Source organism: Companilactobacillus sp. FL22-1, from assembly GCF_043951805.1.
Lineage (GTDB): Bacteria > Bacillota > Bacilli > Lactobacillales > Lactobacillaceae > Companilactobacillus.
This window is the reverse complement of sequence record NZ_JBINJY010000001.1, coordinates 86,225-106,572: the sequence shown is the minus strand read 5'-3', so window position 1 is coordinate 106,572 and position 20,348 is coordinate 86,225. Positions and strand designations below refer to the sequence as shown.

Annotated in this window: 16 protein-coding genes; 13 read left to right on the top strand and 3 right to left on the bottom strand. The window is 37.8% G+C overall.

The genetic code is table 11. The annotated features are described in order from the left end of the window. The first annotated feature begins 41 nt into the window (after positions 1-41). Genes ACG72T_RS00470 through ACG72T_RS00460 form a run of 3 tightly spaced genes read left to right on the top strand, consistent with a single transcriptional unit; the run spans position 42 to position 4,037 of the window. Complete coding sequence (locus ACG72T_RS00470; protein WP_395263975.1) at positions 42-2,426, top strand: ATP-dependent DNA helicase; 2,385 nt, start codon at positions 42-44, stop codon at positions 2,424-2,426. Further along, positions 2,407-3,123 carry a hypothetical protein gene (locus ACG72T_RS00465; RefSeq protein ID WP_395263974.1) on the top strand — a complete coding sequence of 239 codons (717 nt, stop codon included), beginning with the start codon at positions 2,407-2,409 and terminating at the stop codon, positions 3,121-3,123. The genes ACG72T_RS00470 and ACG72T_RS00465 overlap by 20 nt, the downstream gene beginning before the upstream one ends. Then, on the top strand, positions 3,120-4,037 hold the full coding sequence (locus ACG72T_RS00460) for a sce7725 family protein (protein WP_395263973.1): 918 nt from the start codon (positions 3,120-3,122) through the stop codon (positions 4,035-4,037). Before ACG72T_RS00465 ends, ACG72T_RS00460 begins: the two co-directional genes overlap by 4 nt. 143 nt (positions 4,038-4,180) lie before the next feature. Here the strand turns inward: ACG72T_RS00460 and ACG72T_RS00455 are convergent, their stop codons facing one another. Then, the gene (locus ACG72T_RS00455) at positions 4,181-5,044 is read right to left on the bottom strand and encodes an NAD(P)-dependent oxidoreductase (protein WP_395264165.1); all 864 of its coding nucleotides are present in this window, start codon (positions 5,042-5,044) and stop codon (positions 4,181-4,183) included. A gap of 146 nt (positions 5,045-5,190) precedes the next feature. Between ACG72T_RS00455 and ACG72T_RS00450 the strand changes: the two genes are divergently transcribed. The 7 genes from ACG72T_RS00450 to ACG72T_RS00420 all read left to right on the top strand — a co-directional run bounded on the left by ACG72T_RS00450 (position 5,191) and on the right by ACG72T_RS00420 (position 13,680). Continuing rightward, positions 5,191-6,042, top strand: coding sequence for a YitT family protein (locus tag ACG72T_RS00450; protein WP_395263972.1), 852 nt, complete (start codon positions 5,191-5,193; stop codon positions 6,040-6,042). A gap of 185 nt (positions 6,043-6,227) precedes the next feature. After that, positions 6,228-6,806 (top strand): NAD(P)H-dependent oxidoreductase, encoded by a 579-nt coding sequence (locus ACG72T_RS00445; protein WP_395263971.1) that lies wholly within the window; start codon positions 6,228-6,230, stop codon positions 6,804-6,806. Positions 6,807-6,909: 103 nt separating this feature from the next. Beyond that, entirely contained in the window at positions 6,910-8,796 is a 1,887-nt protein-coding gene (locus tag ACG72T_RS00440; protein ID WP_395263970.1) for an LTA synthase family protein, read from the top strand. A gap of 120 nt (positions 8,797-8,916) precedes the next feature. Continuing rightward, positions 8,917-10,803 (top strand): LTA synthase family protein, encoded by a 1,887-nt coding sequence (locus ACG72T_RS00435; protein ID WP_395263969.1) that lies wholly within the window; start codon positions 8,917-8,919, stop codon positions 10,801-10,803. 124 nt (positions 10,804-10,927) lie between these two features. Next, positions 10,928-12,034 carry a DMT family transporter gene (locus ACG72T_RS00430; RefSeq protein WP_395263968.1) on the top strand — a complete coding sequence of 369 codons (1,107 nt, stop codon included), beginning with the start codon at positions 10,928-10,930 and terminating at the stop codon, positions 12,032-12,034. Between the two features lie 114 nt (positions 12,035-12,148). Then, positions 12,149-13,072 (top strand): aldo/keto reductase, encoded by a 924-nt coding sequence (locus ACG72T_RS00425; protein ID WP_395263967.1) that lies wholly within the window; start codon positions 12,149-12,151, stop codon positions 13,070-13,072. A 14-nt stretch (positions 13,073-13,086) separates the two neighbouring features. Next, entirely contained in the window at positions 13,087-13,680 is a 594-nt protein-coding gene (locus ACG72T_RS00420; RefSeq protein ID WP_395263966.1) for an NAD-dependent epimerase/dehydratase family protein, read from the top strand. 21 nt (positions 13,681-13,701) lie between these two features. Here ACG72T_RS00420 and ACG72T_RS00415 read toward each other — a convergent pair whose 3' ends face one another. Both ACG72T_RS00415 and ACG72T_RS00410 read right to left on the bottom strand, forming a co-directional pair. Then, the gene (locus ACG72T_RS00415; RefSeq protein WP_395263965.1) at positions 13,702-14,370 is read right to left on the bottom strand and encodes an ABC transporter ATP-binding protein; all 669 of its coding nucleotides are present in this window, start codon (positions 14,368-14,370) and stop codon (positions 13,702-13,704) included. Further along, positions 14,370-15,428: an ABC transporter permease gene (locus ACG72T_RS00410; protein WP_395263964.1), complete on the bottom strand. Its 1,059-nt coding sequence runs from the start codon at positions 15,426-15,428 to the stop codon at positions 14,370-14,372. The genes ACG72T_RS00415 and ACG72T_RS00410 overlap by 1 nt, the downstream gene beginning before the upstream one ends. Positions 15,429-15,555: 127 nt before the next feature. On the opposite strand from ACG72T_RS00410, the gene ACG72T_RS00405 reads away from it, so the two are divergent. From ACG72T_RS00405 to ACG72T_RS00395, 3 genes are all read left to right on the top strand, one after another. Then, positions 15,556-16,116 carry a TetR/AcrR family transcriptional regulator gene (locus tag ACG72T_RS00405; RefSeq protein WP_395263963.1) on the top strand — a complete coding sequence of 187 codons (561 nt, stop codon included), beginning with the start codon at positions 15,556-15,558 and terminating at the stop codon, positions 16,114-16,116. A 95-nt stretch (positions 16,117-16,211) separates the two neighbouring features. Then, positions 16,212-17,834, top strand: coding sequence for an APC family permease (locus tag ACG72T_RS00400; protein WP_395263962.1), 1,623 nt, complete (start codon positions 16,212-16,214; stop codon positions 17,832-17,834). Between the two features lie 830 nt (positions 17,835-18,664). Then, positions 18,665-20,293 (top strand): APC family permease, encoded by a 1,629-nt coding sequence (locus tag ACG72T_RS00395; RefSeq protein ID WP_395263961.1) that lies wholly within the window; start codon positions 18,665-18,667, stop codon positions 20,291-20,293. Positions 20,294-20,348: the final 55 nt, after the last annotated feature.

The following is a 20,348-nucleotide window of genomic DNA, read 5'->3' as shown; positions in this document are numbered from 1 at the left end:
ACATGTTTTACAATGTAACTTAGTAATTTGGGAGGTAAGTCATGACGACTAAGATTGGAATTCGTCAATTGGTAGAATTCGTTCTGCGTAGCGGAGACCTCATTGAGGTTAAGAACAGTCAGAACACGGCGCAAAATGGAGCCCGAATCCATCGTCATCTCCAAAAGTTGCGTTCAAAAGACGTAAATTATCAAAGTGAAGTTTATTTAAAGACGGCTGTTACTATGAATGATACGCAATACCTGATCTCTGGTAGAGCCGATGGCATCACTGCCCAAGCTGACAAAATAACGATTGAAGAAATCAAAACTTCAGAGCAAGCTTATGAAGATTTAAGCGATAACACCCTAGAATTGTATTGGGCTCAGGTCAAAGTTTATGGTTATATCATCTTACAAGACCATCCAGAATTTGATGAAGTTACCTTGCGTCTGACTTATTTTCAAGTGAATAACGAAGCCGTAACGACTAATGATCAAGTATTGAATCGGGCTAGCTTGACGAAATTTTTTCAAGAATTGATCGACGAGTACGAATATTGGTTAGTTCTTAGAGCAAAGTTACGAAAAACGCGCAATGAATCTATCAAACAATTGGCGTTTCCTTTTCCAAAATTTCGAACTGGCCAACATGAATTAGCGGCGGCCGTGTATAAAACTATCGTGCTCAAAAAAAGATTATTTGTGGAAGCACCGACTGGTACTGGTAAGACGATTTCAACCCTTTTTCCAGCAATTAAGGCTATGGGCGAAGAGAAGATTCAACGACTGTTTTATTTAACTGCTAAGCAAAGTACGCGCCATGTGGCTGAAGAGACGGTTACTTTAATGGCCAATCACGGATTAAAAATCAAAAGTATGACTTTGACGGCCAAAGATAAAATTCGTTTTCCTGAAGAAATCGACGTTCCACCGGAAGAAAATCCTTATATGGTAGGCTATTATGACCGCTTGAAACCGGCTTTGGCAGACTTGTTGACGAATGAAGATGCTATTACACGTTCGGTGGTTGAAAGATACGCACGAAAACATATGGTTGATCCATTTGAATTTTCCTTAGATGCTTCTTTGTTTTGCGACTTGATTATTTGTGATTACAACTACTTATTTGATCCACTGGTTTACTTGCAACGTTTCTTTGTGGAAAAAGATACGGACAACTTTTTCTTGATCGATGAAGTTCACAATTTAGTGAGTCGTTCGCGGGATATGTATTCGGCCACGATCAGTGATCAAGCAATTGCTAAATTATTAAAGCAGGCCAAAGCTATTGAAACGAAGGCAAGTGCTGATTTTCAAAAGCAGTTAAAAAAGGTTCGCCGAGTTTTTAATCAGATCAAACGATCGCTCAAAGAACTTGATAAGGAAGAGCAAATCTCAAGTGATGCACCTTTAGAACTACTAAAGGCGCTCGGTAAGTTTGATGATTTTGTTAGTGATTGGATGGCGGAACAAAAAAATTCGGCATTTTTAGACGATGTGAAAGACTATTTTTTTGAAGCTCTAACCTTTGTTAAGATTGGAGCGTTATATAACGACAGCTATAAGACTAGAATCGTTATAGAGGACAAGCATCTCATAGTTAAACAGCTTTGCTTAGATCCTAGTCATTTTATAGATGAATCGCTTAATTTAGGTCTGGGTGCGGTCTTGTTTTCAGCAACCTTATCGCCAATGGATTATTATCAGAGTGTTTTAGGTGGGATTGATAACAGTCTAGCTTACCGATTGCCATCGCCATTCCCCATTGAAAATCAGGAGATTTTGATCACCCAGTATATTCAAACGACTTATAAGCAGCGTCCGTTCAGTCAGGATAGTATTGTGGAAAGTCTCAAGCAAATGCTTGATGGTAAACTTGGTAATTACTTGTGCTTCTTTCCTTCTTACAGCTATTTGAAACAAATTCAGACCGCTTTTGAAACTCGCTATCCACAAATAAAGACGATAGTTCAAGCTAACGAGATGGATAACGCTGCCCGGCAACAATTTTTAGCTCAGTTCGTCGAAAATCCTACGCAGACAATGTTGGCTTTTTGCGTACTGGGAGGAATTTTCTCGGAAGGAATCGATCTGCGAAAAGACCGCTTGAGCGGTGTGGCAATCGTCAGCGTTGGTTTGCCGGGATTGAGTGCTGAGAATAATTTGATTAAAAACTACTATGATCAAAAAAACGGCCAAGGTTTTGAGTATGCCTATCAAATGCCGGGGATGAATAATGTTTTGCAAGCAGCCGGACGTTTGATTCGCGGCAGTCATGATGTGGGAGTCGTCTTGTTATTGGATCAGCGCTTTGCGAGTTTTCGATACACAAAACTTTTCCCCAATCACTGGCAGAACTATCGTCGGGTCAGTTCGTTGCCTCAATTAAGAGGAGCAGTTGATAACTTTTGGAAGGAGCAGAGCCATGAAAACAAAATTGACTAAGAATCTCGAGAGTACGCTCTATCAATATTGTTACGAACAAGGAGCTTATGTGGTCGAAGAAGTCTCAATGCCAGACAAAAAGGGAATCGTGGATACTTTAAGTTATCAACAATTGTCAGATGACCAAATCGAGTGGCGTTGCTATGAACTCAAGGTTACCAAAAATGATTTTCACTCTAAGGCTAAATTGTCTTTTATTGGAAATTACAATTACTTCGTTTTACCACAGAAGTTATACACCGAAGTAGCAGCAGAGATTCCTGCTCACATTGGCGTATTGATTTATCGGCCGTTTGATAAAAAGGCACTTGAAGCGACACCTCAAACTTTACGAGCTCCCGGTTTTTTAACCGTGGCCAAAAAAGCTCAATATCAAGACTTGCAAGTCGATGAAAAGCAGTTAACTAGTCACTTTGTGGCCTCGCTGTTTCGGGAAGTGGATAAAGCTAAACGGGTAGAAAAAGGGTTGCAGTTATATTCAGATGATAAATTGTACAAAGAACTACAAAAGCGCAGTAAGATTGGCTACGATATTTACCATCCTGACCATAATTTTTATGATCGCTTCAATGATGAATTAAAAGATCAAGCTATAACGGCGTTACAGGAAGAATTAGACGCCAGAAACGAAGAACTCCAAACTTTGAAGTTACAAATACAAGAATCACAGCAACCTGATTTGGAGGATAAGTTATGACCTATTTTCCTTATCTTCGTGGCCGGATGTACGATTTATTAGCCTTAAAAGAGCTTTGTGAAGCAGATCAATTAGGTTCTCAAATAGTTCCCATTATTGAGCCTGTGCGGGATTCCAAAGAATTGCAACAGACGGTTCAAACTTTCATTGAACATCAACAACCATTTAGTGTGATAGCTAATCCGCAAGTGAGTGTCTATGGCTTGAATGATACTAAGCTTTTCCCGTTGCCTGAATTGACTGATTTAGATTTTTATTACCCCAGCGCAATTTTAGCGGCCGATTTTAGTGGGGACTTTTTAAAACATAACCGCCAGCAATCAGCCCTTCTCATCGCGAATAACTTTGAAATGTTGAAAGCTTACCAAAATACCAGAGTTTTGCAGACCGTTAAACGTGTTTTTATTCCTGATGAGGCGCGAATGCATCGACTGGTTCCCAAAAAGGCGGCTCTCTTGAGTGATCCGTTGACTTCGATTAAACATGTTGAAGATTATGACATCTTAACGGATGAATTCTTTGAACCAGCATATTGGTATCAACAAGTTGACAATTTTACTGATTATAGCGATTATTCAATGGTCGGGCATATTTATTTTGACAAAGGAATGCCAGCTCGGGCAATCACCTTGCATGTAATTTATGTGACAAGTAAAGGCGATCTAAGAATTCATCATTTTGTTTCCGATAGTAATCAGACGATGGGTGGGCAAAAACAGAAATTTCAAGAAGCTTTAGCAAAATTAGTCGATTGGTCAGCTGAAAATATCTCTGGTCTCAACCAAACTCCTGCGTTACAAGAATTATTGAGTTATCAACAGGTGGATAAGTTTCCCGGCTTAGGGACGGTCAAAAAATTGTCGTTAATGCATCATTTTCAATTGATGAATCGATTACTGAATTTAAAAAATTAGGAATGAAAAAATTAATTATGCTATGGATCAAAAAAATCTCAGTGAATGTAACCATTAAAGGCGGTTAGTTCACTGAGATTTTGCTTTGCAAGACAGTCTATTTTCTTCCGAGACTGTGCGTTAGAGTTAGAATTAAAAACTTTTTACCACCATAATTTCACGAGGGCTTGAGTACCATCGTTACCAAGCTGTTTGTCATCAACTAATTTTTCGTAAAGCGCTTTGGCCTGTTTGGTCATTGGCAGATCCAAGTGCATTTTTTCACTCTCGTCTAGAGCGATTCGCAAGTCTTTGAGGAAGTGTTTTGAATAAAAACCAGGCTCAAAATCTCCTTTAAGAATGCGGGGACCATAATTTTCCAAACTCCAATTATCGCCGCCACCACCTTCGACAGTTTCTAAGACAGATTGTAAATCGAGACCTGCGGCCTTTGCATATACGAACATTTCTGTTAAACCTGTCATAGTACCAGCAATCATGATTTGATTAGCCATTTTTGCGTGTTGACCGGCTCCGTAGGGACCGAAGTAATGATTTGTCTTACCGATGATCTCAAAGATATTTTGCAGTTGCTCAAAGGCTTTTTTCGAACCTCCGACCATGATTGTTAAATTGCCATCACGAGCGCCAACGTCACCGCCAGAAACAGGGGCATCAAGGCATTCGACACCGGCAGTTTCAGCTTTTTCACCAATCTTTTTAGCCAAAGTGGGAGTACTTGTGGTCATATCAACGATAACATCACCAGCACTAACCCCAGCAAAAATTCCATCATCTTTAAAATAGACATCCTCAACATCTTGAGGGAAGCCAACCATGGTGAAGATAATCTCGGCATCTTTTGCGACTGCTTTAGGGGTTGAGAACCAATGAGCTCCCTTAGCAATCAGAGGATCAGCTTTGGACTTAGTCCTTGTATAAATATCAACTTCATAGTGGGCTTTTAGTAAGTTATTTATAATACCGCTACCCATTACACCAGTACCAATAAAACCAATTTTTTGCATCATATTGCCTCCAGTCATTAAAGTCATTATAAAATACAATAAAACTTGTCCACAATAATATGCTTAAACGGTTTTTAAACTAAGTTTGTTTGCTATAATTCTTGTGAAACGTATTCAAAATTAAACAGAATAAGGAGGGGATTTTTATGACATTTGTGAAGGATTATTATAAGAGTATATTAGCGGCCTTATTTTATGGGGTAACTTCGGCCTTAGGTATTCAATTATTACTGCAGCCAGCTAAACTCTACACTAGTGGCGTTACAGGGGCGTCACAGTTAATTGTCAACTTGTTACATGGATTTGCTAATATAAATACGCCAGTCTATCTCTGGTACACATTGCTAAACTTGCCTTTGATTTTATTAGCATGGTTCAAATTGGGTAAAAAATTTACCATTCTATCAATTATTTCATTTGTTTCAGCAGCAATTTGTATTCTGCTCATTCCACTGTATCCCCTCACCAAAGATCCGATATTATCGGCTGTCTTTGGAGGAATCTTGTCTGGTGCGGGAATCGGCTTGTGCTTCCGTTACGGATTTTCCACTGGCGGGACGGATATCATTGCTTTAATCGTTCAAAAGAGTACTGGCCGTTCCGTGGGACAAGTCAGTTTTGCCATTAATGCCATTATTATTATAATTGCAGGATTTGCTTTTGGCTGGAGTTTGGCACTCTACACAATTATTTCCATTTATATTACCAATTGGGTAATTGATAAGATGTACATTCAACAACAAAAGATCACCGTTACGATTTATTCCCACAAGATCGATGAGATTTCAAAAGAATTGCTCAAAACGCTCAATCGTGGCTTAACCCTTGATTATCATTTAAGAGGAGCCTATTCAGGTGAAGAGATTGGTTCAATTACCACTGTTCTGACGAAGTATCAGTTGTTCTTTGCCAAAAAAGTAGTAATGGATATTGATCCGGATGCTTTTATCAATATTCAACCAACTATGTCGATCTCTGGTAAATTTAATGACAATTAATTTTTTAGATGTGAAACCTTGATAAGTTAATCCTGACTTATCAAGGTTTTTTTAGTGATACCAGTTAGTTTAGTAAAGAAATCAGTGATTCATTTTTAATAAAAAAAATCTTACGTTATTGAAATCAAAAGTTTGTTCAAACAGATTATACTGCTATGTATGGAGAAAAGTGAGGAGGTTAAAAAATGAAGACTATTATCTATACGCATCCATACGCTGGCAGTTTTAATCATGAAATTCTTAATCGCTTAACATTCTCGTTCTCGAAGAATGACGAGGAGTTTGAAGTAATCAATCCTTATGCAGATAAGTTTAATCCGACCTTGACTGAGGCCGAGATGAAACTTTATAGCTCTGGTAAAACAGATGATGAATTAGTGCGCCGCTACCAAAGACGGATTGCAAGATCAGATGAATTAATTTTCATTTTTCCTATTTGGTGGCAGGGGATGCCTAGCATGTTGAAGGGCTTTTTTGATAAAACGATGCTTAAGGATTTTGCATATAACGAAGATAACGGGTGGAAAGGGCTACTGACTTATATTGATCGTGTAACGGTGATAACGACTTCAACTGTTACTAAGTCATATTTAGAAAAAGAGTGTGGTGATCCGATTCAAGCGGTCTTTATTGGACGTACTTTAAAAGATTTAGGAATCGATCCTCAAAAGGTTGATTGGATTCATTTTGGTGAGGTTAATACAACCACCGATCAAAAACGAGATGAATTCCTTGATAGTTTACCTGAACGATATTATCAGTAATGATTAATTTCAGCACAATGTCTCATTCTGCAAAATTAGACTAGATATAAAAAAAACTTGGTTTAGAATATATATAAGAATTATTAATGAGGATGTTGTGTAAATGCATATTAAAAGAAATATAGTGATAGGATGCTTGCAGATTTTCTTTATGCTGGCGTCTTCTTTTTTCATCGGGGTAGTATTGAATTATGCGCAGACGAATGATTTTATCTTTACGACGCAAATTGTGTTCGGTAGTAATTTAAATACTTATTTACTGACAGTATTGATTTTGTTCGTAATTTATTTGGGGTTATATGGTCTGTTCAATCGATTTTTCTATGCTTCGGCCATTTATTACTTGTTTTTTATGATTTATGCCGTCGCTGATCGCTTAAAAGTGACTTATCGTTCTGAACCAATTTTACCAAGTGATTTGTCGATGTTAAAAAACGTTAAGAGTCTTTTGGCAATGGTGACGCCTAAGGCTATTGGAATAGTCGTTGTGGCGCTTATCGTTATAGCATCGTTATCAATTCTTTTGGAATTGAAATTTGGGAAATTTATGTTGAAGTTCAAACCTTGGTTAAGGATGATCTTCATTGCTTTGACTGCTTTTAGTATCGGGATTTTTTATACCGCCAGTGATACTAATTCTTTGACCTATAAAACTTTAATGGCCGCGGGCTACACTAATCTGGATTCAAATATCAACCGTTCTGCTAATAGTAACGGTCCGATGTTAACCTTTTTGGGGAATATGTACGTCGATATTATGGATCAACCTAGCGGCTATAATAAACAAAATATGTTGAAGATTGTTAAGGAATATCAAGCTGAGGCTAAGAAGATCAATAAGAAGCGTGCTAACAATAATTTGAGCAAGCAAACTTTGATTTTTGTTTTGAGTGAAAGCTTTTCCGATCCCACACGGGTGCCTAATATTAAGTTGAACCAAGATCCTATGCCTAACATCCGAAGTATCAAGGAGAATAATACTTCTGGTCTGATGATGAGTTCGGGCTATGGTGGCGGGACAGCCAATATGGAATATATGGCAATGACCGGATTAGCTATGAATCTCTTCTCAGATACCTTGCAATCTCCTTATACTCAAGTTGTGAATAAGCAAGATTCACCAATCAATATTTCTAATAGTTTTAAAACTAGTGCTGCGATCCATCTTTATCATGGTAATTTCTATAACCGTAACTCGGTTTATCAAACTTTTGGGATCAATACTTTTAGAAATCTTGATACCAAGGGTAAGCTTGCACTGAAGTATACGAATACGATTCCAGGGATGGAGTATATCAGCGATGAGTCGGCGTATAACGATACCTTGTGGCAAATTGATCAAACATCTGGCGGCCAGTTTATCAATCTTGTAACGATGCAAAATCACATGCCTTATGAAAATAAGTACTCGAACAACGAGTTTAAAAGTACTGGCTCTGGTGTAACGGACAGCAGTCGAAGTCAGGTCAATAACTATACTAAAGGTGTCAGTTTGACTGATACCGCTACAAAGGACTTTTTGGCCAAACTAGATAATATTCAAAAGCCTATAACGGTAGTCTGGTATGGTGACCATTTACCAGGCATTTATGATAACGATGATATGTATAAGTATGATGTTGCGGAACATCAAACTGATTATTTTATCTACAGTAATAAGTATGCCCGCGAACATGGTCAGGGAACGACTAAGTTGACTGATGCTACCGCTGTGACAGATCCTAATGGTTTTATTCCATTAGCCTTGGAACAGATGGATCAAAAGGTAACACCATATTATGCATTGTTGACTAAAGTACAAAAAGAATTACCAGCCATGGCGAAAAATAGTGTTGAGAGCAGTAATTCCTTGTATGTTAATCAAGACAGTAAGGAAGTTTCGGAAGATAGTTTAACGACTAAACAGAAGAAATTATTACACGATTATCAGCTAGTTCAATATGATCTCACCGCTGGTCAGAACTTTACGAAGAATATCATCAATAAATAAAATGATTAATTAATGTAAATTTCCTTTTGGGAGATTTGCATTTTTTTTATTTTTAATTATAAGTAACGGTCAAAAAAGGTTAAGATATGTATTATGATTCAATAATTAAGGGTGTTTATTATGCATAGGAAAAAATCTTTTATTACTTATATTCTGCAATTGGTTTTCATTGTTGTGTCGGCTTTTGTGGTCGGATATTTATTAAACTATTCGCAAACAGGGTCATTCCAAAATACTGACGCTATCTTGTTCAAGACTAATATCGCAACCTATCTTTTGACGGTATTGATATTAGGATTGCTATATCTGGGATTTTATGCTTTATTCAATCGTTTCTTTTATTCGACCGCTCTATATTATATTTTGTTCACTATTTATATCATTGGTAACCGCATCAAAGTGACTTATCGTTCGGAGCCAGTTTTGCCTAGTGACTTGTTATTGTTGTCCAATACTAAGGAACTGCTTTCGATGGTCAGCCGCAAAGTTTTAATCGTCGCTGTAGTGGAGATAGTCTTAGTTATAACGATCAGTATTATTTTAGAAAAAATCTTTTCACAAGAGATGCTACGCTTCAAGCCGTTAACTAGAATCATCTTTTTGACTTTAGCTTGTTTAAGCGTTTTGAGTTTTTACAACGTCAATGATGAAGATTCTCTTATGAGTAAGGCAATGCTAAAGCTTGGTTATTCTAATTTCACTCCTAATATTGGTATGACAGCTACGACTAACGGTCCGCTCTTAACTTTTTTGGGTAATATGCATGTGGATATCATGGATCAGCCTAGTGGTTATAGCAAAGAGACCATGGATAAACTGGTGACCAAATATCAAAAAGTCGCAACCCATATCAATGAAACTCGTCCTAACAATAATCTGGACAAGCAAACTTTAATCTTTGTTTTGAGCGAAAGTTTTTCTGACCCCAGTCGAGTGCCAAATATCAAACTCAATGAGGAAGCTGCCCCAAAGATTATGAAAATCAAACAGGAGAATACTTCAGGTTTGATGTTGAGTTCGGGCTATGGTGGCGGAACAGCTAATATGGAATATATGACTTTCACCGGCTTAGCTTATAATCAATTTTCTAAATCACTGCAATCGCCTTATACGCAACTTGTTCCTAAGCAAGACCACCCCGTCAATATCGTTAACAGTTTCAATAATTCTGCTGCGATTCACCCTTATTATGGTAATTTTTATGATCGGCAGACCGTCTATCCTAAATTTGGCTTCCAAACTTTCAGGAATCTAAACACTACCGGTAAACTGGCTTTGAGATACACTGACAAAATCGGTAGCAGCACTTTTATTAGTGATGAGTCCTCCTATAAAGATACGCTTTGGCAAGTTAATCAAACCCAAAAGGGGCAGTTCATTAGCTTAGTTACGATGCAAAATCATATGCCTTACAATGTGCTTTATCCGGGCAAGCAATATAAGATTTTGAACGGCAAAGCGGCCGAGATTCCCTTGCAAGTACCACAATATGCTCAAGGACTACACTATACCGACGATTCGACCCAATCATTCTTAGAACAACTAGATGAAATCAAAAAGCCTATCACGGTTGTTTGGTACGGTGATCATTTGCCAGGGCTCTATGCCAAGAATTCTATGAAAAAATATAATGTTGTCCAGCATGAGACCGATTATTTTATTTATAGTAATAAATATGCGATCGATCATGGATACGGTACTAAGAAGTTAACTAGCAAGACTAAAGTTACCGATCCCAATGGGTTTATTCCGTTGGCTTTGGAACAGATGCAACAGAAGGTAACACCTTATTATGCACTGCTAACTGAAGTTCAAAAGAAGCTACCAGCCATGGCGAAAAATAGTGTCGGTCAGGATGAAAACTTATATGTTGATCAATCTGGTAAACAAGTTTATGCCAAAGATCTGACAACCAAACAGCGACAATTGTTACATGACTATCAATTGATCCAGTACGATTTAACGGCTGGCAAGGGTTATAGTAAGAGCAAGATCAATCAGAAATAAAAAATCTCGAAGTCGAAAGATTTCGAGATTTTTTATTTTGAAAACATTTTCATTTTTTACATCATTAAAATGAGAGTAGACTTAAAGTATTCACTTACAAAAAAATTGGGGATGAAATTAAGTTTTGAATTTTAAGAGTTTTCTTTATATATTGATACCAACGTTCTTATTCAGCTCAATGGAGATTGCGTTGAAAATTGCCGGAGGACAGTTCAATCCAATCGAGTTGAACTTTATTCGTTTCTTGATCGGTGGCTTGGCACTATTGCCATTTACGATTCTTTACTTAAAGAAAAATCAGATTCAAATCGATAAAGCAGGCTGGTTGAAAATTGCTTTGACCGGTTTTGTGATCGTAGTTGTCTCTATGACCTTGTATCAAATCTCAATCGGTATGTCGAAGGCATCAGTCATCGCTATTATGTTGAGTGCTAATCCAATCTTTGGGTTGATTATTGGTTTTATCTTCCTGAGAGAAAAATTATCTCGGACAAATGTTTTAGCTTTGATTTTGACTTTGATCGGTTTATTAGTAATCATCAATCCCTTGCATCTTTCGGGTGCCATGGGTATCTTCTTAGGTTTATTGTCATCTATCATTTTTGGAGTTTATGGCGTTATGTCTCGGGTCTATGGTGGAAAGCTCGGTTTAAACGGACTTTCAATGACTTGCTTAGCTTTCCTATTTGGTTCAGGTGAGTTAGGGATTTTGATGGGCTTGAGTCACTTGCCAATTGCTCAAAAACTACCAAGCAACTATTCGGAATTCGTCAATATTCCATTTTTCAAAGGTATTTCTTTACAGACACTGCCTTTGATCTTATATATTTCCGTTTTAGTTACCGGAGTAGCTTTTGGTTTGTACTTCGTTTCCATGGAAAAAGTCGGGATCTTACAAGCTTCCCTGATTTTTCTAGTTAAACCAGCTTTAGCACCTGTCTTAGCTCTACTTGTTTTAGGCGAAGCTATGACAGCTAATACAATCGTCGGAATCGTGATCATCTTACTCGGTTCATTGATCACTTTGATGGGCGAAAAGATTGCTTACAAAGTTATGGATATCTTTAGACGTGATAATCCTGAAGGCCATGTAGAAGTGGACGAAATGGCAATTGTTAAAGATAAAATTGAACACAGCGAACTAGCTCAAAAACGTCGTGAAGCTGAGGCGGCTGTTCGGAATTCACTGGAAGAGAAACGTCAAGAAACAGAAGCTCCTTCTGAAGATTAATTATTAATAAGATTATGCCAATGTGCATAATCTTATTTTTTTTGATTTAAATGAGCTATTATATGGGTAACGGTTTCAGAATGATCTGATTTTTAACTAGGAGGTCCAAATTTTATGGCGGATTTAATTAAAATTGGCAATACAGATGTTACTAGTAAAAAAATGGGATTAGGAACGAATAAAGTTGGCGGCAGCAATCTGTATGACGTCAAGGATGAAGATGGCTACAAGGTCGTCAAAGAAGCCCTAGATCATGGATTGAACACCTTAGATACAGCTTTTGCGTATGGCTATGGTCGTTCAGAAGAAATTATCGGCGATGTGATGCAAGGATATGACCGCAGTAAAATCGTCATCGCTACCAAAGCAGCACAAGATGCGAACAATGATTTTAAAATCAATAATGACCCTCAATTTCTCAAGTCAGCCGTCGATGAATCCTTAAAACGGCTCAAGACGGATTACATCGATATTTTTATCATTCATTTTCCAGATGAGAAAACACCGAAGAGTGAAGCTATCGGGGCATTAAATGAGCTCAAAGAAGCTGGTAAGATCAAGGCTATTGGCGTTTCTAACTTTTCTTTAGACCAAATTAAAGAAGCTAACCAAGACGGGTTAGTTGATCTGGTCGAAGACAATTACAGCCTGGTACATCGGGATGCCGAAAGTACCTTGTTCCCGTATTTACGTAAGAATCATATTTCTTTTATACCGTACTTTCCACTAGCGTCGGGCTTATTGACTGGGAAATACAGTGCGGATGATGCGAAGAAATTCAGTAAGAAGTTTAATCAGGCACAGTTCAGCGATATTTTGGCGGCAATTGAAAAGATTCGCCGAGTTGCCGATAAACACGAAGCAACTGTTACCCAAGTGGCGTTGGCTTGGTATATGAAGAATTCTGATATTTCTATCGTCATCCCTGGTGCTAGAAAGTCGGAACAAGTTGATCAAAATATTAAGGCCTTGGATATTGAATTGAGTAATACTGAGTATCACTTTATTGATGAGGCTTTTACAGAATTTGCAAAATAGGAGGAGTAGTATTTATGGCAAGAAAAGTAGTAATTTTTGGAGCAAATGGTTTTGTTGGCGGAGAGTTTGCTAAACAATTTATCGATAAAGGCGATCAAGTAACTAGTGTTTCAAGAACTGGTGAACCATTGGGCAACGAATCTTGGTATGACAAAGTAGACTGGAAGGTTGGTAATGCATTGACACCAGGATTTTGGAGCCAGTATTTAAAAGATGCTGATGTAGTTGTCGATACGATTGGTGAATATAAAGAACAACCTAATGAAAATTTAACTTATGAAAAAGTCAATTATCAAAGTGCTTTAAACGTGGCTGATGCCGCTGAAGAGTATAAGGTTCCGGTCTTCGTTTATATCTCAGTTGACGATATTCCTGGTGCTAATGAGCGCTATATAAGTACAAAACGTGATGCTGAAGAGAATTTGAAGAAGCGTAGTTTCAGATCAGTTTTGATGAGACCAGCAAGTATGCTTTCGGATGACGATCGAGCTGATAGTAAAGAGCCCCACCGTAGTTTGCCAGTTAAAGTAGTTGTTGCTGCCGCAATTAAGGCCGTCGATAATGAAAAAGATAACGTTACCTTGGGAATTGACGATATTGATCAATAGACATCAAAAAAGATGGGCTGCTTAGCTCATCTTTTTTAGTTTGCCATCTTCAATTTGCCAAATCGAGTCGACAAGATCGAGGACTCTCTCATCATGTGTCACCATAACGGCTGCCTTGTTTTCCTGATGAACGGTCTGTTGGATCAATTGGACGACTTCATGTCCACGTTGCGAATCTAAACTGGCGGTAGGCTCGTCAGCTAAAATCAAATCAGGCCGGTTGATAAAGGCTCGGGCAATGGCAACTCGTTGTTTTTCACCACCGGATAAAACATTCGGATAACTATCCAAGCGCTGTTCAAGACCCAAACTTTTAAGCAGGGTATTCGCATCACTCGGTTCTTTGGAAGAGATTTTTTGAATGAATTTCAATTGGTCGGATATTTTTAAATATGGAATCAAATCAGCATTTTGGAAGATAAACCCAATTTGATTTAACCGTAATTTAGTCTGTTTTGCTTGAGATAAGTGGCTGATATCTTGACCGTTTAGAGAAATTGTCCCAGAAGATGGGGTCAAGAGCGCACCCATAATCGTCAAAAGGGTACTTTTGCCAGCACCACTAGGACCGACGATCGCCGCAAATTCACCTTGTTTTACTTGAAAAGAAACGTCTTTTAAAACTTCATTGATTTGTTGTCCGTCAGGATAATTTTTGATGATATGCTTTAATTCTAAAACGTTTGACATTAATTGTTACCTCCAATTGCCTTAATAGGATCAACTTTGATGACTTTGAGTAACGAGAGACTAGCGCTGATCAAGGTTATCAATAAAAAGATCGCACCCGTTCCTAAAACAACCGTTGAACTGATACTAAATGGCATCGAAGCTGGCATTACTGAACTCAGCGCAAAAGTCACACCAAATGAAATTAAAATTGCCACTAAGGAAAGTAGTCCCATTTCCGAAATTACGTGTTTAACTAAATAGTTAGTTGTAGTACCAAGAGCTTTAAGCGTTCCAAAGTCGCGTAATTTTTGAAGATTGATGATGTAGAAGAAAACGGCCAATACGAAGAGGGAAATTATATACAAGAAACCAATCATTAAATAAAGCGACCCTTGTTCAGCTGAATAGCCTGGGATGGCATTGATTAGAGCTTTTTTACTAATGACTTGATAGCCAGATTTTTTTTGCAGTTGTTTTTTCAAAGCAATAGCATTAAAACCAGTCATTTGTGGAATGATGGTTTGAGACTGCTTTTGATTCAAATAAATGACAGGTGTGTGGGAATAGGCTTTATTATTGGTGAATCCAGCAATAGTAAAAGTCTTGCCACTGGCGGAATCTTTAAACTTATCACCTAATTTGTAGCCAGAAGTTTTTAATTTTTCGCTAACGACCACCTTTTTATTATCGTCGTTGGTCAACTTGTGGCCACTGACGATTTTGGGAGCTAAAAAACTGTTGGCATTGATGGTGAAATAAGCGATGTCAGTTTTCTTATTAGCCTGCTTTTGATGTTGAATCGTTGTTTGATTAACAGTCAATTTAGCAGCTGCTTGAGTTTTGAATTTATTCCAATCAGAGTCGGATAATTTAGAGCGGTTCAAACGAGCTTGGGAACCTTTCTGCAAAATGAATGTCTCAGCGGAAGTTTCTTTGATCGCCGAGCCACTGTCATTGGCCAAACCATTTGCAAGTCCGGTAATGAAGAGCACCAAAAAGACGATTAAAAAGATAATTAATCCCAATGCGCTAAATTTGAGTTTGTCATGACGAAATTCTTTCAGTGTTAAAAACATGATATTTCTACCTCCTTGATGCTTTCTATCTTAAAATGGAGGAGTATTAGGAACAATAAACAAAGAACTCATTTTTGTGTTTTAATACACATAAATGAGTTCTTTGTGCAGTGAAATGAGGAAGATTATGAATGAAAACGATCGTCGAACGAGACGCACTCAAAAATTAATCCGGGACAACTTCATTGATTTAATGGCCCAAATGCCAATTGATCAGATAACTATTCAAACTTTGGCTGATAAAGCCGATATCAATCGCCGAACTTTTTATCTACATTACACTGATATCTATGATCTTTTGCATAAGACCGAGGATTATGTGATGGAACACTTTTCTCAAACGTTGACCGAATTTGAAATTCCAGATGATCAAACTGTGATTGGAGCGGCCTTTTTCAAAAATGTTATGGATTATATTGGTGAGAATCAAAAAATGATTGGAGTTTTGTGTCGTAATCCTGATTCAGAATTGATGCAGAAGTTAATTCAGTTAACGGTTATTCACGGTAAAACTGTGATTCCTTTTGTGCATCCGGAAAATGCCCAATATATCTTGAATTACTGTTGTTGGGGGATGGTCGGCGTTTTACACACAGCTATGCGTCAAAAAGATTTTGATATTACAAAATTATCGAAATTGGCAGATCGGCTATTGTCTGTCACCCTTGAAGCGGACGGGATTGAATAAAAAATGACAAGAAATCGTTTTCAACTATAGGTAAATAACACAATAAGTTGTAAAATTTACGTCTGTAGTTAAAAGTTTTTATAAGGGGAACTATTATGGACGATTTAGAACCAAAAAAAAGCTATATTAGCTGGCCTGTATTAGCTCTGATGGATTTTGTTACCGTTATCGGTTTTGATGATTTAACTTATAACTTTCAAAATCAAGGTATGGGAGTTATTACATCCTGGATTATCATGTTATTTTTATATGTCATTCCTTATTCGTTAATGGTGGGTCAATTAGGGTCAGTCTTTAATCATGAGGGGGGCGGATTGACTTCTTGGGTTCGTGGAACTAGTGGCGAATTCTTAGGCTACTTTACCGCTTGGACATACTGGGCTGCCTCGATTCCTTACGTTGTTGATACGGCGAATTCAATCGTTGTTGGACTTGGTTGGGTCTACTACGGGAACGAGCATTTACAAGATCAAATGTCTAATGGTTGGTTTACTTTTTGGACCTTAGTAACATTCTTAGTCTTTATTGTTGTTCAATCACGTTTCAAACATTCTTTGGAAGTTTTGAGTACTATCGGTGGGGCAGCAATGTTTGGTATGACGGTCTTATTCGTTATTATGACGATTGCCGGTCTCGCTAACGGTGGTCATATTGCTACACAACCAATGAATATTCACACAATTATTCCTAAATTCGATTTACATTACTTAACGACGATTGGACTCTTGATCTATGCCGTTAATGGTGCGGAATTGATTGCTCCATTCGTTACTAAAATGCGTCATCCAAAGCGGGAATTTCCTAAAGCCATGATTATGTTGGCTGTGATGACTGCTTTCTTAACAATTTTTGGATCATTTGCCTTGGGTGTCTTCTTTGATGGCTTCCACGTGCCAAATGATTTAAAAATGAATGGTTCATACTATGCCTTCCAAGCCTTGGGAAGACAGTATCATATGGGTAATACTTTGATGTACATCTTCGCATGGACCGAAGTATTCTATCTCGCAGCACTATTGGCGGTGTTACTAGATGCCATGACCAGAATGTTGATTTCTGATACTGGTGCAAAGTACATGCCAAAAGTTTTGAGCAAGAAAAATGCTAATGGTTTACCAGTTAATGGGTATATTTTAACTTGTGGTTTGAGTGCTTTCATTATGTTATTAGGTGTCTTCTTACCAAGTATGAATGATATCTTCAACTGGCTCTTAAACTTAAATGGAATTATTTCCCCCGGTGTTACTTGCTGGATCTTCTTTGCCTTTATTAAGATCAGAATGGATAGTCAAAAATATCCATCAGATTATGTCTACATTAAAAATGATAAATTAGCGCTTTCTGTTGGTTGGTGGTGTTTAATTGTCACTGCAGTTGCAACCATCTTCGGAATTGGACCACAAGATGTTAAGTTCAATTCAGGTACATGGTGGTATGAATTAGCAATCAACTTCGTTGCCATAATCGTCTTGATCGGTTTGGGCGCTATTTTACCTTACGTCACACGCCGTGAAAACCGCAGTACAACCGGATCTGCATTCACACCTTTACAATGGACTGGAATTTTGACAGCTATCGTTGTAACGATCGTTGGTGATTTGTACTTAGGAGGTTCCAATTATATGCACAACATTGCTGCTATTCTTGGATTAAGTATATTAGGAATCGTGCTAGTTGTGCTGTTTGGTTGGAAAGAGTTTAACTTGAAAGACGCCTAAGAAGATTTGATTTGATAGTTCACTGCCGGCTTGCGTTCGGCTCTCAGAGCTCTCACTACAGCCTGGGGTGTTAAAACATGTTTGGATATCCCTTAAGTGAACAAGTTCAAAAGCTAAAGATAAAGGTCAAAAGCTTAAATGCTTAAGGTCTTAAAGATTTAAAGGCTTAAAAACAAATAGAACTGATACTTTTAATAGAAATTAAAAAAATGTATTGAATTGATATGAATATGTCAGTTCAATACATTTTTTGTCTTGTCTTTTATCTTTTGCTCTTAAGCACCAAGGTTTTCCAGCTTCCACTCCTACCAAGCTAAATAAGGAACGTAGGATTCCTATACATATCACTAACAAATCAAATATGCAGTAGCCCTAGTCAGGAGCGGAAGTTCTGGGGGATATCAGTGGTGAAATTTTACTTAATTGGCGGTTTTTGCCAATTTAGTAAACGGTCGAGCTTGAAGACCGTCAGCTTGCTGAGGGGCTCCAAGTCGGCCCACCACGTTCCATATCCCCCAGAACTGGAGCGGATGACGGCAGTGAACCAAAATAACTGCACTCCCAAAAAAGAGTCCATTTGTAAAACAGTAAACTTACTATATCCCACCCAGATTTTTTATGGTAAAATATTTCGAGTTGCTTATTTTCCATAATGTACACCAAAAGGTCAATCGTCAAGATTGCGGTCATGTCGGGTAAGTAAGCGCTTTAAAAATTTTGATATTTTTGAATCATTTTTCAACTATTTAGCTAAAAATATTGTATATTTGAAGTAACCGTTAGGTGAATAAATTAGGAAGAATGATTTATTTTCACTTGAGGAAAACGCCATGACAGAATTAGAGACAAAGAAGAAATACATTAGCTGGCCAGTCTTGGCCCTTATGGATTTTGTAACTGTAGTTGGATTTGATGATCTAACGTACAATTTCCAAAATCAGGGGATGGGCGTTATCACGTCCTGGGTAATTATGATTCTCTTGTATGTTATTCCATATTCATTGATGGTAGGCCAACTAGGGTCAACTTTTGATGATGACGGTGGAGGATTAACATCATGGGTCAGAGAAACTAGTGGAGAGTTCTTAGGCTATTTTGCTGCTTGGACTTATTGGGCTGCCTCGATTCCTTACGTCGTTGATACGGCGAATACGATTGCGGTCGCTTTAGGTTGGGTCGTAAATGGGAATGCTAAGTTGCAGTCGCAAATGTCTAATAGCCACTTCGCTTTGTTTACACTCTTGATCTTTATCTTTTTCATAATTATTCAATCCCGCTTCGAGCGTTCGCTGGAAATACTTAGTACTATCGGTGGAATTGCAATGTTTGGTATGACGGTCTTATTTGTTTTAATGACGGTCACAGCCTTGTCAATGGGTGGTCATATTGCCACTAAACCATTGACTTTCCATACGATTGTCCCAACTTTTAATTTGCATTATTTGACAACTTTAGGATTTTTGATTTTTGCAATCAATGGTGCTGAAAGAATTGCCCCATTCGTAACGAAAATGCGTAATCCTAATCATGATTTTCCTAAAGCAATGATCATGTTGTCGATTATGACGGGATTTTTAACAATCTTCGGTTCATTCTCATTGGGAGTATTTTTCAACGCCTATCATTTACCAGATGATTTGAAGATCAATGGTTCCTACTATGCTTTTCAAGCTTTAGGAGAGAGATTCCATCTGGGGAATACTTTAATGTATCTATTTGCTTTTACCGAGATTTTCTATCTAGCCGCTTTGCTAGCAGTTCTGCTGAATGCAATGACTAGAATGTTGATCTCCGATACAGGCAATCGCTACATGCCAAAATTCTTATGGAAAACCAATTCCGCAGGTTTACCAATTAATGGGTACATTCTAACCGTTGGTTTGAGTGCCTTTATCATGGGATTAGGTATCCTGCTACCTAATATGAAAGATATTTTCAATTGGTTATTGAATTTAAACGGTATTATTTCACCGGGTGTTACTTGTTGGATCTTCTGGTCCTTTATCAAGGTCAGGATGAATGATGATAAGTACAGTTCGGGCTATGTATACATTAAAAACAAAAAATTATCATTGGCTGTTGGTTGGTGGTGCTTGATCTTAACTGGTGTGGCCACAATAGCCGCAGTTGGACCACAAGATGTTCCATTCGCCTCATCCATGTGGTGGTATGAATTAGTTATCAATTTTGTAGCTATTATTGTTTTAATAGGTTTAGGATTCGTTTTACCTTACATTACGAAGCGGGAAAGACGCAGTCAAACTGGCACAGCTTTTACCAAAATCCAAAGTTTTGGCATTTGGGTTGCGATACTGGCAACGTTGTTAGGAGATTTGTATCTTGGTGATATTAATTTCAATCGGAATGTAGGTTATATTATATTATTAACCGCCGTAGGTCTCATCCTAGTGATTGCGATGGGATGGCGTGAACATGATGTGAAAGAAAGTCTTGAATAGAATTCAAGGCTTTTTTTTTTAAACATTTTTATACCTAGTTTTAAAAACTAGATTG